At 53.5% G+C, this 15,091-nt stretch carries 17 protein-coding genes and 1 pseudogene; 14 read left to right on the forward strand and 4 right to left on the reverse strand.

What is annotated here, in order from left to right:
• The first annotated feature begins 2 nt into the window (after positions 1-2).
• The 4 genes from AC812_RS08240 to AC812_RS08255 are packed head-to-tail and all read left to right on the forward strand — an operon-like array spanning position 3 to position 4,157.
• Positions 3-680, forward strand: a complete 678-nt coding sequence (locus tag AC812_RS08240; protein ID WP_061918364.1) for a hypothetical protein — start codon at positions 3-5, stop codon at positions 678-680.
• Positions 681-689: 9 nt separating this feature from the next.
• Positions 690-2,411 (forward strand): glutamate mutase L, encoded by a 1,722-nt coding sequence (locus AC812_RS08245; protein ID WP_061918366.1) that lies wholly within the window; start codon positions 690-692, stop codon positions 2,409-2,411.
• Between the two features lie 45 nt (positions 2,412-2,456).
• Positions 2,457-3,506, forward strand: a complete 1,050-nt coding sequence (locus AC812_RS08250) for a hypothetical protein (protein WP_061918368.1) — start codon at positions 2,457-2,459, stop codon at positions 3,504-3,506.
• A gap of 18 nt (positions 3,507-3,524) precedes the next feature.
• Entirely contained in the window at positions 3,525-4,157 is a 633-nt protein-coding gene (locus AC812_RS08255; protein ID WP_061918371.1) for an LPXTG cell wall anchor domain-containing protein, read from the forward strand.
• 132 nt (positions 4,158-4,289) lie between these two features.
• Here AC812_RS08255 and AC812_RS08260 read toward each other — a convergent pair whose 3' ends face one another.
• The 3 genes from AC812_RS08260 to AC812_RS08270 all read right to left on the reverse strand — a co-directional run bounded on the left by AC812_RS08260 (position 4,290) and on the right by AC812_RS08270 (position 7,485).
• Positions 4,290-5,750 carry a phosphoglucomutase/phosphomannomutase family protein gene (locus tag AC812_RS08260; RefSeq protein WP_061918373.1) on the reverse strand — a complete coding sequence of 487 codons (1,461 nt, stop codon included), beginning with the start codon at positions 5,748-5,750 and terminating at the stop codon, positions 4,290-4,292.
• 65 nt (positions 5,751-5,815) lie between these two features.
• Positions 5,816-7,018, reverse strand: coding sequence for a DUF389 domain-containing protein (locus tag AC812_RS08265; protein WP_061918375.1), 1,203 nt, complete (start codon positions 7,016-7,018; stop codon positions 5,816-5,818).
• Positions 7,015-7,485, reverse strand: coding sequence for an HAD family hydrolase (locus AC812_RS08270; protein ID WP_061918378.1), 471 nt, complete (start codon positions 7,483-7,485; stop codon positions 7,015-7,017). The genes AC812_RS08265 and AC812_RS08270 overlap by 4 nt, the downstream gene beginning before the upstream one ends.
• A 51-nt stretch (positions 7,486-7,536) precedes the next feature.
• On the opposite strand from AC812_RS08270, the gene AC812_RS08275 reads away from it, so the two are divergent.
• Positions 7,537-8,580 carry a hypothetical protein gene (locus AC812_RS08275; protein ID WP_061918380.1) on the forward strand — a complete coding sequence of 348 codons (1,044 nt, stop codon included), beginning with the start codon at positions 7,537-7,539 and terminating at the stop codon, positions 8,578-8,580.
• Here the strand turns inward: AC812_RS08275 and AC812_RS08280 are convergent.
• Positions 8,577-9,182, reverse strand: coding sequence for a sugar transferase (locus tag AC812_RS08280; protein WP_272897786.1), 606 nt, complete (start codon positions 9,180-9,182; stop codon positions 8,577-8,579). The genes AC812_RS08275 and AC812_RS08280 overlap by 4 nt on opposite strands.
• A gap of 121 nt (positions 9,183-9,303) precedes the next feature.
• Between AC812_RS08280 and AC812_RS08285 the strand changes: the two are divergent.
• The 9 genes and pseudogenes from AC812_RS08285 to AC812_RS08325 form a co-directional block, all read left to right on the forward strand.
• Positions 9,304-9,501: pseudogene (locus AC812_RS08285) on the forward strand (Rdx family protein); the annotation flags it as partial.
• A gap of 4 nt (positions 9,502-9,505) precedes the next feature.
• Positions 9,506-10,492 carry a tryptophan--tRNA ligase gene (trpS, locus tag AC812_RS08290; RefSeq protein WP_061918386.1) on the forward strand — a complete coding sequence of 329 codons (987 nt, stop codon included), beginning with the start codon at positions 9,506-9,508 and terminating at the stop codon, positions 10,490-10,492.
• The gene (dtd, locus tag AC812_RS08295) at positions 10,492-10,929 is read left to right on the forward strand and encodes a D-aminoacyl-tRNA deacylase (protein WP_061918388.1); all 438 of its coding nucleotides are present in this window, start codon (positions 10,492-10,494) and stop codon (positions 10,927-10,929) included. Before trpS ends, dtd begins: the two co-directional genes overlap by 1 nt.
• Before the next feature lie 127 nt (positions 10,930-11,056).
• On the forward strand, positions 11,057-11,620 hold the full coding sequence (gene infC, locus AC812_RS08300; protein ID WP_082149163.1) for a translation initiation factor IF-3: 564 nt from the start codon (positions 11,057-11,059) through the stop codon (positions 11,618-11,620).
• A gap of 107 nt (positions 11,621-11,727) precedes the next feature.
• Positions 11,728-11,964 (forward strand): large ribosomal subunit protein bL35, encoded by a 237-nt coding sequence (locus tag AC812_RS08305; RefSeq protein WP_061918392.1) that lies wholly within the window; start codon positions 11,728-11,730, stop codon positions 11,962-11,964.
• 93 nt (positions 11,965-12,057) lie between these two features.
• Positions 12,058-12,405 (forward strand): 50S ribosomal protein L20, encoded by a 348-nt coding sequence (rplT, locus tag AC812_RS08310; protein WP_061918394.1) that lies wholly within the window; start codon positions 12,058-12,060, stop codon positions 12,403-12,405.
• Between the two features lie 100 nt (positions 12,406-12,505).
• Complete coding sequence (locus AC812_RS08315) at positions 12,506-13,087, forward strand: macro domain-containing protein (protein WP_061918396.1); 582 nt, start codon at positions 12,506-12,508, stop codon at positions 13,085-13,087.
• Positions 13,084-13,869 (forward strand): TrmH family RNA methyltransferase, encoded by a 786-nt coding sequence (locus tag AC812_RS08320; RefSeq protein WP_061918398.1) that lies wholly within the window; start codon positions 13,084-13,086, stop codon positions 13,867-13,869. Before AC812_RS08315 ends, AC812_RS08320 begins: the two co-directional genes overlap by 4 nt.
• Positions 13,866-15,083, forward strand: a complete 1,218-nt coding sequence (locus AC812_RS08325) for a DUF711 family protein (RefSeq protein WP_061918400.1) — start codon at positions 13,866-13,868, stop codon at positions 15,081-15,083. Before AC812_RS08320 ends, AC812_RS08325 begins: the two co-directional genes overlap by 4 nt.
• Positions 15,084-15,091 lie beyond the last annotated feature (8 nt).

Below are 15,091 nucleotides of genomic sequence, written 5' to 3' on the forward strand. Positions count from 1 at the left end.
TCATGGATGTTGATTTTGCCTGGACCGCGGTTGCTTTCATTCTCACCCTGTTAACCCTCAGTTATATTCTTGGGGATAATCCCCTCTTCCGTTTGGCTGCCTATTTATTTGTAGGTGTCTCTGCCGGATACGTGGCCGTCATCCTGTTATTCGAGGTCATCGTTCCCCGTCTGGTTTCGCCGCTCATATTTGGCAGCCCTGCGGAAAAAATGCTCGCACTGGTACCGGCCGTGTTGAGCCTGTTGCTGCTTTTCAAATTATCTCCCCGGCTGACCACGCTGGGCAATCCCTCAATGGCGTTTCTGGTCGGCAGCGGTGCGGCGGTCATCGTCGGCGGAGCGGTCAGCGGCACCCTTTTTGGACAAATCCGCGGCGCAATTCAGCCATTTGCGCTCTCCCAAAGCGGCAGCGGTTTGCAGACAGGCGGTCAGTTATTCGGTGGACTCATCCTGTTAATCGGTACAATCTCTACATTGGTTTACTTTCAATTCAGCGCCCGCCGAAAAGCCAATCAACAAACCAGGCGGCCCGCGGTTATTCAGGTGGCAGCCTTTGGCGGACAGATTTTCATCGCGATTACCCTCGGCGCTTTGTATGCTGGTGTCCTGGCGGCTGCCCTCACGGCGCTGATTGAGCGATTCGACTTCCTGCGCACGGCAATCCAAACCTTCCTTCCATGAAAAGTGCCTATGACCACTTCACTAGTTGACGCCGAATCCGTTCTCGCCATTGAAATTGGCAGTATTCATACCCGCGCCCTGCTATTTGACGTGGTGGACGGGCAGTACCGTTTCATTGGCGCCGGTCGCGCTCCGACAACCATCCATGCGCCGTTCTTTGATATTTCGGAGGGTATCCATCTGGCGATTTCCCATTTGCAGGAGATTACATCGCGCATCCTCTTGGAAGAATCACGCCTGATTCTACCGGGGAAAGCAGATGGTAGCGGGGTAGATCAGGTTGTGTTGACATATACCGCCGGTCAACCGTTGCGAGTGGTGGTCATGGGTTTGTTGGAGGATGTTTCTGTGGAAAGCGCCCGACGTCTGGCTGCTTCGGCCCACACCATCATTACCGAAGCCATCGGATTGAACGACCGCCGTCCCCCTGAAGCGCAAATTGATGCGTTGCTGCGCGCCAGGCCGGATTTGATCATTCTTTCTGGCGGCACCGATCAAGGAGCGAGCCGCTCCATTGCTAAAAATGTTGACCTGCTCACATTTGCGCTACAAATCATCCCGCGTGAAAAAAGACCCGAAGTGATCTATGCGGGCAATCATGCCCTGGTCACCCCCGTCAAAGATGTGCTGAGCACATATACCCAGGTGCATGTTGCCCCCAATCTCCGCCCTGAGATTGATGTAGAAAACCTCTCCCCGGCACAGGATATCCTCGCAGATGCTGAATTTCACATCCGTTCGCGTCAAATTGGCGGACTCCAATCGTATCGCTCGATACTGGCCGTAGAACCGCTTTCTGCGCCGTTTGCCTTTGCCCGAATGATCCGCTTTTTGAGCCGCATCAACAATCCCGGTAAGGGAGTCATTGGAGTGGATTTAGGGGCAGGTAACCTGATTATTGCCAGCGCTTTTCAGGGAAATTCAGCGGTCAGTGTTTTGCCAATGGGTACCGGCCCGGGCATGGCACAGGCGCTGCGTACCATCCCCATTTCGGAAATCAGCCGCTGGCTTCCCATTCACATCCCCGAAAGCGTGGTGGAAGATTACCTCTGGCATAAAACCCTCCACCCCACTTTGCTCCCTGTGACCACCGAAACCGCCGCGGTTGAACAGGCTGCCATTCGCCAGGTTTTGTGGAATGGATTAAATCAGCATCGCACTCGCTATCCAAACACGCCGTTGTTAGCCGAACCCATCCTGGCTGCCGGCATGCCCCTCACCCAATGGTCACCCCAAACCAGCCTGATGTTGCTGGTGGACGGCCTTCAGCCTTTCGGGATTACCACTTTTGTACAGGATGCTCATGGATTAACCGCAGCCCTGGGTATTATTTCCACCAATAACGCCATACTTCCGGTTCAGGTCATCGAATCGAACGCCTTTGTGAATCTGGGAACGGTCATCGTCCCGCTGAGCAATGCCCGCTACGGTACCAGCATCCTCAAAGTGAAAGTAGAGTACGAGGCCGGCAACCAGATCAGTTTGGAAGTTCGGCAGGGCAGCGTTACGGCTTTACCCATCCAAACCGGACAAACCGCCAGGGTTCATCTGCAACCCTTACGCCCCATCACCATTGACCCGATTGGCAAAGATACTACCCGCTCTTTCAAGGTGATTGGCGGTGTATGCGGAGTCATTGTAGATGCCCGCGGCCGTCCTTTATCCTTACCAACGGATGCCGCCCGGCGAAGGGACATGCTCAAAAAATGGGCAGCCGGCTTTGGCGCATAAATCTGGTACAGAAGTTGCACTCTTCCACTTGAGGTCACAAGGAAAATGATCGCTCCAGTCACCCATATTCTCCCTCTGGCACACATCCGCCGGGCTCGCATGTTACCGGGCAAGGGGCGTATTCTGGCACGGGTTGGACAAGAGGTCAACGCCGCTTATGTAGTTGCTGAGGCCGATCTGCCCGGCAGTCATATTCTGGTGGACGTGCGCCGAATACTGGGATTAAAGCGGGTCGAACAGGCTCATCGCCTGATTGAGCGAAAAGTAGGTGAAAGAGTAGAAAAGGGAGACATCCTTGCCCAAACCGGCGGTTTGCTTCCCAAGGTGATTCGCGCCCCCGCCGATTCGACCATTGTGGCCATCCAGCGCGGTCAAATTCTCCTCGAAAAACCGGGCGAACACTTCGAACTCAAAGCCGGGTTAAATGGAGTGGTCAGCGAAGTCCTGTCCGAGCGAGGTGTCGTCGTTGAAACGCATGGGGCGCTGATCCAGGGGGTGTGGGGAAACGGTCAAATCAACGGCGGACTGCTGCAATTTGCCGTTTCGCAGCCGGATGAAGAGATTCATCGAGGCAATCTGGATATGAGTTTACGCGGCTCAATTGTTGTCGGTGGATTTATCCACAAAGCCGATGCGCTGGACGCCGCCGAGGAATTACCACTGCGCGGGCTGGTACTTGGCAGTATTTCGGCCGCATTAATCAGTGCGGCTCAAAAATGCAGCGTTCCGATTATGGTCACCGAGGGTTTTGGGCAAATCCCCATGAATCGGGCTGCTTTTCGTCTCTTGAAGACCCATGAAAAACGCGAAACCTCCATTAACACCAGCTGGAATCCGGAATTTGGGGAAAGGCCGGAGATTGTGGTTTCGTTACCCTCCCAGGGCCAAACCCCGATGGATGTGGTGGAGTTTACGGTTGGGCAAACCGTGCGCATTCTCAGTGCGCCCCATAGCGGCGAAATTGGCACACTCGTCGCAATCCGGCCGGGGCGGGTTACCTTGCCGGGAGGTTTGCGGGTTCAGGTAGCGGAAATTCGTCTGGAAAATAACCAGCAGATTTCGTTACCACTCACAAACCTGGATGTGCTAGAATAACCTCTAGGAGAAGCACCCATGAACATAGACAATAATAATCCTGAAGAAAACCCTTTTGAAGAGTTCAAACCCGATTACCCAGAAGAACAGCCGCTGGAAGAAGAGGGCGAACCAAAAAGCAACAAGACTTTCTGGCTTGTGGTCGGTGTAATTGCCAGCGTCTTTGTGTTGGCGGTAGTCGTCATCATCATCTTCGTCATTGCCAACCGCAACCGCGCCGGGGAGTACACCCAGCAGGCCGCCCAAATCAACGCCCAAAACACGGCAATCGCCCAACAAGCTACCGATATCTACGTTCAGGAAATTCGCCGCATGACAGAAAAAGCCGTCCTGCCGCCCACCTGGACGCCGACCGTCGTTGTGGTAATTGCTACCAGCACACCTCAACCGACAGCCACTTCGGGTGTCCTTGCAGAAGGCGATTCGGCAGCCCGCACGGCAACGGTCGCAGCCTTCCTCACCTCTGTTGCGCAGGGCAGCCCAACCGTCCCACCCACCCTTGGGGCCGGCACGATCGCCCCCACCTCAACTGCCTTACCCAACACCGGTTTTATGGATGAAGTCGGTTTGCCCGGCATGTTTGGCGTAGCGCTTGCCCTCATTTTGGTTGTGCTGATCGTGCGGCGGTTGCGCCTCTCGACCAGCAGTTAGTTGTCATCGGCTCTCATCAGGACCCATTTACCGGCTGTCAACCGACACGCGGGTGCCCTTACTCCTTGAAAAACATCAATCCCCGGCGAAAACCGTCGGGGATTGCCATTCTAATCGGACAGTCACCTTCTTTCAGGCGACACTGGCAGCCACTACCTCGCCGTACTTCAACAATTCCTTGACCATCTCCATTGAACGCCCCTCTGCATACACCCTCAAAACCGGTTCCGTGCCGGAGGGACGAATCAACAACCACGAATCATCCGCTAAAATGTATTTGACTCCATCGCGGGTGCTGACCTCGACAATGGTCTCTCCGCCAATTTGAGCCAGGGCTTCGTTTTGCAGGCGGGATGTCATCTTATCCTTTGCTACCGGATGTTTCAGACGCAAATCCCGTCGTTCGTAGAAAGCCGGTCCGACTTCAGCCAGTAAATCATCAACCAGATCCACCAGACTTCCCCCCGAATCGGCAACCATTTCCACGATCAACAAACCCATCAAAATGCCATCCCCTTCGGGAATGTGACCCTTGAAAGAAATTCCCCCGGACTCTTCTCCACCAATCAGAACATCTTCTTTGAGCATGTAATCGGCAATGTGATTGAAACCGACCGGGGTTTCGTGCAAAGTCATACCGTACTTGCGGGCAAGCCGGTCAATCATCCGAGTGGTAGAAACCGTCCGCACCACCGACCCTTTCCAGCCGCGTTTTTTCACCAGATACCGCAAAGCCAATGCCATGATTTTGTGCGGATCAACAAAATTGCCCCGCTCATCCATTGCCCCAATTCGATCAGCATCGCCATCGGTAGCCAGACCAAAACTACCCGCCCCTGTTGAAATAGCCCCGGCCAGCGCCCCCAAATAGCGGCTGATCGGTTCCGGATGAACACCGCCAAATCCGGGATTCATCTCCCCGCGAATCTCAAAAACCTCACAGCCGGTTCCCTGAAGAATGGAACGAATCACGCCGCGTCCAGAGCCGTACATCGAATCCACCACAATCCGTTGGGGATTTTCTGCGATCAGGTCAAAATCAATCAACCGGCGCAGATGATCGGCGTAAGCCGGTATCGGGTTAAAGCGTTGAATCAGGCTCAACTGGCGAGCCTGCTCGAATTCCATCAGGTTGGGGCCGCGCGCCTGAGCCTCATTGTCATTAAGGTAAACCTCCACCTTCCGGCATTGTTCAGGGGATGCCGAACCGCCAAACGCGGCTTTGAGTTTTACACCATTGTAACGCGGTGCATTGTGGGAGGCAGTAATCATAATTCCGCCAATCGCATTAAGATGACGCACCGCATACGAAATGGCCGGTGTGGGTGCATCTGCCTGCGCCAGATACACAGTAAAGCCATTGGCCGCCAGCACCCGAGCGGCTTCAGCCGCATAGCGATCCGAAAGGAAGCGGGTGTCAAACCCCACCACCATCAGCCGCGGATTCGCGACCAAACCATTACCTGTTCCGTTCAGCCAGCCATCGGTTGCCACGGCATCGGCAATTGCCTGTGTAACCAGCCGTAAGTTATTGAAAGTGAAAGTATCCGAGATAACCGCACGCCATCCATCCGTGCCAAAATGTATTGTCATACCAATCTCCTGTGAAAAAATTATCAGGGTTATTCACCCTGCATTTTAACGGCATATTTCTAGATTTACCATGCCGGCGCTGGCGTTGCGGTTGCCAGCAAAGCCTGCACCATCCACCCCACCAATCCATTTTCGGTTCGCACCTGCACCCAAATGGTACTTCCCTCTCCTCTCACCGGCTCAGAAATCACCTGCACCAGACTGCCATTGAGCAAGGAAGTTAATGCTCTTCCACCCGGTTCCTCGCGAACAATGGCGCCATCGCTCTGCGGGGCATTGACCCGCGCCCAAACCGGTGTCGGCTGAGGAGTCACTGTCACCGTAGGCGTGAAGGTGGGTTGAATGGTTGCTGTGGGTGTGAACGTCGGCGGCAGGGATGAGGGGGATGGCGATGGAGGGAGAGTGGCTTGGGAAGGCAAAGTCGAAGTCAGCGTTGGGGTTGGCGTACCAGTCGGTAAAGTAGCCACCACAACCGGTTGGGCCATCATCAGGCCGATAATCAGCACGGCTGCAATCAAACCAATGAGGATGATGGATGAACCGAGTGTATAGCCGAATACATTGGCGGGCTTCAAACCCATTGCGAATAAAACAATCGAGCCGACCAGAGCCGACCATGCCAGATGAATGATGAAAACAATCACACCGTCCATCCATGAGCCGGGCAAACCATAACTTAGCGAAAACCCGGCCACCCCTAATGGCAACAACAGTTCATAGGCAATCGCCACACTGGCAACCAGCGGCTTCTGGCGCGGGGAACGTACCAGCATGTAATTGGCCAGACCCACCCCAATTCCCAGCACAATGAAATTGGGTATTGAAAAGAGAGAAAAGTTAACCGGCATTGAAAGGGAGTTGCCCGGTAAAATCGCTTTTCCAATTCCACCGGCGAGTACGCCCAGCCCAAAAATGATCAAGCAGGCAATCGCCAGGCTGCTCAGGGCTTTCAGGAAAAACCTGCCCGATCCCACCACAACCGCCAGTGAAAGTCCCAATGCTGGTCCAAGAAATGGGGCAATCAAAGCCGCCAAAAGATACAAAGCCGGCGAATCCAGCCACACGGCAACCCCTAAAACAACCCCAGCAAAGAATGTGAACAGAAAAAATTCGTAACCGGGCGTAACCTGATGCGCCAGCTGTTCTAAAAAAGCCGCCCGCTCATCTCCCCCGGCAGGCAACAGGGAACGCCGCACCCGCCGACGGCGGGCAGGCGGCAGGCGATTTTCATCCTCAGGGAGCAAAGGTTCACTGGTCGGAATACTCATTGGCGTAAGGTGGCAATCAGCCGTAATGGTTTTTCCAGCAATTCCAGTGCGCTTAAGATATCCGGTACCACAATATCAGCAGCCATTAAGGCGGCAGTAGAAACGCCTTCACGCGAAAAGACACAAATCCCCAAAGCCGCTTCCGCCAGCATACCGGCATCGTTGGCGCCCTGTCCAATCGCAATCACCTGACTGGCACCCAGCGAGCGGACAAATTCGGCCTTTTGCTCAGCCTGATTGCCGGATTTAAGGCGATGGGCAGTCAAATTCAACTGATGGTCAATCATTTCCTGTCTGCCATGCGTATCCGCCGTAATCAAGTGAATCGTCAGACGGTCTTTTAAAACCGAAAGGCTGCGTCCCACCCCGTCTATCAGCTTGCCGTCTAAAGCCAGCGTTCCGTTGACATCACAGACCAGATGGTTGAGCCTTAATTCACCGCGACCGGGGATATTAATCTCAATCATAAAATAATTATAATACAGACTTAAAAAAGCATTTCCGGGTAAAATTAGCCCATGTTCCTCAATCCGACTTTTTCGATCCGTTCTCTTGTCGCCTTTTTCCTGCTGGTTATTCTGATTGCCGGCTGTAACGGTAATCCGCCAACAGCGCTGACACCCGCTCCGGCTCAAACGGAAATCGCAACATCTAATGTTCAACCTCCAGCAGAACAGCCCTCCCCCACCCCCCCACCGGCTCAAGTCTGGCTGGTGATTCCCAACGGCAGCGAGACAACTGCCAATGAGATAAAAACTTGGCTGGAAGACAAAGCCGTCTCTCAAAATTTTATTTTTGAAGTACACCCCCCTTCCGATCTGGAAAATCTCCCTGCCAATCTCCGGCTGGTTATTTTTTCGGGACCGGACGCCCAAACATCCGCCTGGGAAGACCGTTTTCCTCAAACTGGCCTGATCATCTTAAACGATGATTCAACCGAAGCCTCACAAAATGTAAGTGTGATCCGCTCAACACCCATCTTGCAAGCCTTCATCGCAGGTTTTATCACCACCCTGATTGCGCCTGATTTCCGTTCGGGTGCTTTATTCAATCAAAACGACCCATTATTAAGTCAATTACAGGATGGTTTTATCAATGGGGGGCGATATCTATGTGGCCGCTGCGCCCCGGTTTACGCTCCCATTGTGTTTTTTCCCCAAACCAGCACTTTCAACCCCGCCGGAGAGGTGCAGGACTGGATTGCCGCTTTTGACAGCCTTCACCAAAACCGGCTGGAGACCCTTTATCTTGCTGACCCGTTCTTACTCGAACCCCAACTACTGGAAGCCATAAGCCGCCAGAATGTTGCTTTTCTCACGACTCAAACCCCAGCCGAGGATTGGCGCAGCCAGTGGATAGCCACGCTGCAAGTTGACCGCTTGACTGCCTTAGAAAATGCCTGGGAAAGCTGGCAAAACGCCGAACCGGGAAAAGTCTGGCAGGCAGGCATCCGCATTGCCGAGTTCAATCCCGACCGCTTGACAGAGGGAAAATTAAATCTTGCATTGAAGACTCTCAACGACCTTGAGAACGGCTGGATTTACCCCCTCAGCATTCCCTAACTGGATTGCTCCGGGCTGCCCATGAAGGGCTCGGCAGTTTCCGAGCCGGGGGCATTAATGCCCTCCCGCCGCAGCACCTTCCACAAAGTCAGGGCAAGGATTTTCACATCCAGCCACAATGACCAGTGATCCACATACCAAACATCCAGGCGAAACTTTTCTTCCCAGGTCAGCGCATTGCGTCCGTTGATTTGTGCCCAGCCGGTAATCCCCGGTAGCACCTCATGACGACGGGCCTGTTCGGGTGTGTAACGTGGTAAATACTCCACCAGCAGGGGCCGCGGTCCCACCAGACTCATTTCACCCCGTAGAACATTAAACAGCTCCGGTAATTCATCCAGACTGGTCGAGCGTAGAAAACGCCCCAGTGGAGTCAATCGTTCACCGTCGGGCAAGGGATTCCCGTTTTTGTCCACTGCGTTGCGCATCGTACGAAATTTATAGAGGGTAAAAATCTTACCCCCCAGACCGGGACGAGGCTGCCTGAACAACACCGGTCTGCCTTCCCTGAAGTAAATCAACAAGGTGATGATCCCCATCAACGGCAAAGCGATGACCATACCGACTGTGGTAAGCACCAGATCGAAAATTCGTTTTTCCAATGGTATACTCTTCATAGATCGCCAGATGAATTATAATTCAGCCAATTCCACAGCGGGAGCAGTAACGATGAAGTTGGTCATCACCATTGAATATTGTGCCGTATGACACTATACCGAACGAGCCATCAGTTTGATGGCAAGTCTGCTGAAACAACATGAATCACGCATTCAACAAATTACGTTGATTCCCTCCGATGGAGGCTGTTTTGAAGTAACCGTCAACGGCAAACGGATTTACTCCAAACTGCAAACCCATCGTCATGCCGAACCCGGCGAAATTCAAAATTTACTCTTATCTTATATCAAGGAAGGTGGTTAATTTTATGGCGAAAAAAGGGAGAGTTTTTTCCGGCGCCCGACCAACCGGCCGGCAACACCTTGGCAATTACCTCGGTGCCATGCTCAATTATGTGGCCCTGCAAGAGGATTATGACTGCATCTACTGCATCGTGGATGTCCACGCACTTACCACGCTGGAGACCACCCTCGACCTGCGCCAGAATACCTACGAGATGGCACTGGACTGGCTGGCCGTCGGTATCCGCCCGGAAGAATCGATTGTTTTTGTCCAATCCCACGTACCGCAGGTGATGGAACTGCATACTTATCTTTCGATGGTCACCCCATTGGGCAAATTGACCGATTTACCCACCTTCAAGGAAAAAGCCCGCGAGCAGCCCCACAATGTGAATTACGGTCTGGTGGGCTACCCGGTTTTGATGACGGCGGATATCGTCCTCTATAAAGCCGATCTTGTACCGGTTGGCGTGGATCAGGCCCCGCATCTGGAATTTGCCCGCGAGACAGTCCGCTCGTTCAATCACCGATACAACACGCAGGTATTGATTGAACCCCAAATGAAGGTGACTCAGGTACCCAAAGTCATCGGCATTGACGGTCAGCAAAAGATGAGCAAAAGCCTGAATAACCACATCGAACTGGCCGCAACCCCGGAAGAAACCCGCCAGCGGGTCATGCAAATGGTCACCGATCCACAACGCATCCGCCGCAGCGATCCCGGCAACCCGGATGTGTGCAATGTGTTCAGCATGCACAAAATCTTTTCCAGCCCCGAACAGGTGGAAATGGTCAATACCGAATGCCGCCGTGCCGGGATTGGCTGCGTGGACTGCAAGAAACTGTTTGCCGAAAACCTCAATCATCACCTGCAGCCCTTCCGCCAGCGCCGCGAAGAAATCTCCCAAAACCCGGATTTTGTGTGGGATGTATTGAAGGACGGCGCCAAACGCGCAAGTCAAATTGCCGAAGCAACCATGGTGGAAGTTCGGCAGGCAATCGGGTTGCCCTGATGCGCACGGTCATTCAACGCGTCAGACGCGGGGCGGTCAGCGTGGATGGCCGGCGCATTGCCGAAATTGGCAAAGGGCTGGTCATCCTGATTGGTGTGGGGCCAACGGATACACCCGAAACGGCTCAAGCACTGGCGCGCAAAATCGCCCAATTGCGCATTTTTGAAGATGATCAAGGCAAAATGAACCTTTCCTTGCTGGATATCGGCGGGGAGGCGCTGGTAGTTTCTCAGTTCACCCTGTATGCAGATGCCCGAAAAGGCAATCGCCCATCCTTTACCGATTCTGCCCCGCCCGAAATTGCTGCCCCTCTAGTGGAGCGGTTTGCCGGCTTTTTACGGGAACTCGGCATTCCCGTTCAATGCGGTGAATTTGGAGCCCACATGCTGGTTGAAATTGAAAACGACGGGCCGGTCACCATCTGGCTGGAAAAATAGTGCCTGAAAATTGTTGACGCACTCTTCAGAGATGTGGTAATATCATTTACGAACCGGCTGCATGAAAGATAAGCGGACGGTTTTGCCTAAATAATCCCATTTGAGAAGATAAGAAAGGAGAAAGCCCATTAGCACAACAAATTATCGGGTAAACGAATCCATTCGGGTGCCAGAAGTACGCGTTATTGGCCCTAATGGCGAAAATCTGGGGGTCCTGCCAATTGAAAAGGCTCTGCGTGCCGCGCGGGAAGCAGAATTGGATCTGGTAGAGGTTGCGCCGGGAGCAACCCCGCCCGTCTGCCGGATCATGGATTTTGGTAAATTCCTATACGAACGTACCAAAAAAGAACGCGAAGCCCGCAAATCGCAAACCAAAATCGAAGTCAAAGAGATTCGCCTTCGCCCAAAAACCAATGAACACCACCGCGGGTTCAAAACCCGCGATGCCCGCCGCTGGTTGCAGGATGGAATGAAAGTGCGGGTTACGGTTCGTTTCCGCGGACGAGAAATCACCTATCCCGAACTGGCACTGGAAGACCTGAAAGAAATTGCTCAGGAACTGGCAGATGTTTCCACCGTTGAACAGATGCCTTCCCTGGAAGGCAAAACAATGACCATGGTGCTTGCCCCAGTTAAAGGCGGCAAGAAAAAAGCCGTCGAAACCAGCGAAAAAGTTGCCAGCGAAGAGTAATTTCTGCTAATTTCAAGCCCGGCGTCTTGTTTGAATCCAAAAATCTGGTATAATGAGCGGTCGCGGAAGCAGACCGTTATATCCATTTTTACGAGAGGAGAGTCACCGTGCCTCGCAAAGCAAAAGCAGGAAAAATCAAACTAAAAACCCATAAGGCAACCTCAAAACGGTTTCGCCTGACCGGGTCGGGCGTGCTTGTGCGCACCAAAGGCGGCAAGAGCCACCTCCGTCGCCGCACTTCCAAGCGCACCAAAGCCCTCTTCACCGAGATGCTCCCCGTTCAAGGGGAAAACATCATCAAACGGGTTCGTCGTTTGGCGCCTTATCTGGATAAGAAGGATTAAGGCCGGTTCGTTCATTCATCTTTTTGGTGCGGCTGTTGGGTGTTTACAACAGGTGAATTCACCGGCGCCCAGGGGTTCGCAAAGGAGTAAGCAATGCGTGTAAAAGGTGGACCGCAAGGTCATCAACGACATAAGAAAGTTTTGAAATTCACCAAAGGCCAGCGCGGCACGAAACATTTTCTTTTCCGCCGGGCCAACGAAGCCATGCTCAAAAGCATGTGGTACGCCTATCGGGATCGGCGCACCCGCAAACGCGATCTGCGCAAGTTATGGATCACCCGCATCAATGCAGCTGCCCGCCTGAACGGGATTTCTTACAGCCGTTTGATCTATGCCCTGCGCAAAGCCAACATCAACCTCAATCGCAAAATGCTGGCTGATCTGGCTGTGCGTGATCCTCAGGCTTTCGCCGCAGTGGTTACACAGGCTCAGGCGTCCTGATCCGGACTCCAACGGTTCTGCACAACGCTAACCCCAACGGGATGGACAACTTCCATCCCGTTTTCTTAATGCGGTATACTTGTCCAGAGAGGCAAAGAAAATGTCGGAGGTCAAGCGCGCTCATACCTTTCCAAACGGACAGTGCTTTGAGCTGGTTCATGGGGATCTCACCCTTCAAAAGGTGGATGCGATTGTCAATGCTGCCAATGAATTTCTTCACCATGGCGGCGGAGTGGCCGGCGCCATCGTTCGCAGGGGCGGCTGGGTCATTCAGGAAGAAAGTGATCGTTGGGTTGAGCAACAGGGGCCGGTTTCCCATGCTGCCCCGGCCTACACCACAGCCGGAAAGTTGCCCTGTAAATATGTGATTCATGCTGTCGGCCCGGTCTGGGGAGTCAACAATGCCGATGAACGACTCGCCACGGCTGTATTCTCCAGTCTGCGGTTGGCAGAAAGTTTGGGCATTCATTCCATCGCCCTGCCGGCTATTTCAACCGGTATCTTCGGCTTTCCCAAAGATCGGGCAGCCCGGATCATCTTTCACACCATTGCGGAATATTTCAAGCAAAACCCACAATCTCAACTGGGGCTCGTCCGCCTGACCTTGTTGGACCAGGAAACCTTGAATGAATTTACCAGAATCTGGGACGAAGAAATGAGTCGGCAAACCCCATCATCATGATTACTTCCATCCATAACCCCAAAATTCAACGAGTACGCGGATTGATGCAGCAGCGTTCACGGCGGGAGGAAGAGCAAGCCTTTGTCATTGAAGGTGCGCGGCTGATTCAGGAAGCCCGCTTGAGCGGTGTTGCCCTCGATCTGGTGTTGATCAGTAGCCAGCCATCCCCGCGCGCCGCACAACTGGCTGATGATCTTGCCGCAAAGCGTATCCCAATCGAGGAAGTATCGGCAGAATTGTTCAAGCGCATAGCGGATACCGAAAATCCGCAAGGCATTCTGGCAATCGTTCGCCAGCAGCCGCGAGACCTACCACCAGATTGGGATTTTCTCGTGGTGGCGGACAATTTACGCGATCCGGGCAACCTCGGCACATTGCTGCGCACCAGCGCTGCGGCGGCAGCGGACGGGCTCATCCTCACCCCTGAATGCGTTGATGTATACTCCCCCAAAGTTGTCCGGGCAGCGATGGGCGCTCATTTCAAACTATCCATTTTGCAAAAAAAATGGGAAGAAATCATCCATCTTTGCCGTAGCCGTGCTGCAAAACCTGCCCAAATCCTGGTCAGCGAGGTCGAAAGTGGCACGCCCTGCTGGCAGGTTGACCTTCGTCAGCCGCTGGCGCTGGTGATTGGCAGTGAAGCCGAAGGAGTTTCCAAAGATGCCCGACAGGCTGCCGACCAACGCTTGATGATCCCCATGCCCGGTCAAATCGAATCGCTCAATGCCGCCGTTGCGGCCGGTATTTTGCTGTTTGAAGTCGTCCGCCAGAGGTTCTCATGAAAATTCGCACCTTAACCTGCTTCTTTGATCCCCATCAAAATCCTTTTCCCGAAATGCTCCCCCATCTGGCAGCGTTTACCAACCAGGCTGCTCAACGCTTGCAACAAGCCGGTTTCGATTTGCAAACCCGTCGGCTGGCAACTACTCCCTTTCCCCTTTGGCTGGGTTCGAAAAATTTTGCAGAGGCAATTTCCCTCGTAAAAGAATGGGAGAATCGGGCTGAAACATCCGGATTTGCCTATCTTTCGCTCGGGTGCGCCATTCCAACTCAACCGGAAACCTACGATTGGATTTCGCCGCTGCTTTCGGCTACGCGCAATGTTTTTGTAACCGGTTTACTCACTACCTCCCAAGGAGAAGTAGATTTGGAAGCCGTGAAGCGGAGTGCCCACGCAATTTTGCTCAATGCCCCCATCGAAGCGAATGGCTTTGCCAATCTGCGCTTTGCTGCACTGGCCAACGTGCCTGCCGGCTGTCCCTTTTTACCGGCGGCTTATCATAACCCCGGCCAGCCGCCAGCCTACGCATTGGGTTTCGAATGTGCCGATGCCATTTTGCGTATATTTCAACAATCTGAAAACCTTACAACAGCCCGCCAGAATTTGATCATCGAACTGGAAACGAGCGCCTCACGTATCCGCGAACTTCTTGCTTCGTTGGAGGAACGTTTCGGGATCCAGTTTTATGGCTTCGATTTTTCGACTGCGCCATACCCACAGGATTGGTGCTCTGCCGGTGCGGCTTTGGAGCAGTTAGGCATTTCCGCCCTCGGCGGGCATGGCTCATTGGCTGCTGCGGCGTTTCTGGCGGATTCCCTTGACCGGGGAAAGTGGAAGCGGACTGGCTTCAACGGTTTGATGCTCCCCGTGCTGGAAGATTCGCGGCTGGCTCTCCGCGGTTCCCAAGGCACTCTGAAAATCAAGGACTTGCTGCTCTACTCTACGGTCTGCGGAACCGGGTTGGATACGGTTCCACTGCCGGGCAATTGTTCGGAGCAAAGCATCTCTGCTTTATTGCTGGACCTGGCTGCCCTATCACTACGGTTGGAAAAACCCCTCACCGCCCGTTTGATGCCCATGCCGGGTAAACAGGCAGGTGAGCCGATCAACTTTGATTTTGAATTCTTCAGCAGCGGCAGCGTAATGGCGCTCGATTCCGGTGAGCTGAAGGGTCTGCTGGCTGCCAGCCGGGTAGTGGATATTCATCCGCGCTGATTCATTTC

It is taken from the genome of Bellilinea caldifistulae, from assembly GCF_001306055.1.
Classification (GTDB): domain Bacteria; phylum Chloroflexota; class Anaerolineae; order Anaerolineales; family Anaerolineaceae; genus Bellilinea; species Bellilinea caldifistulae.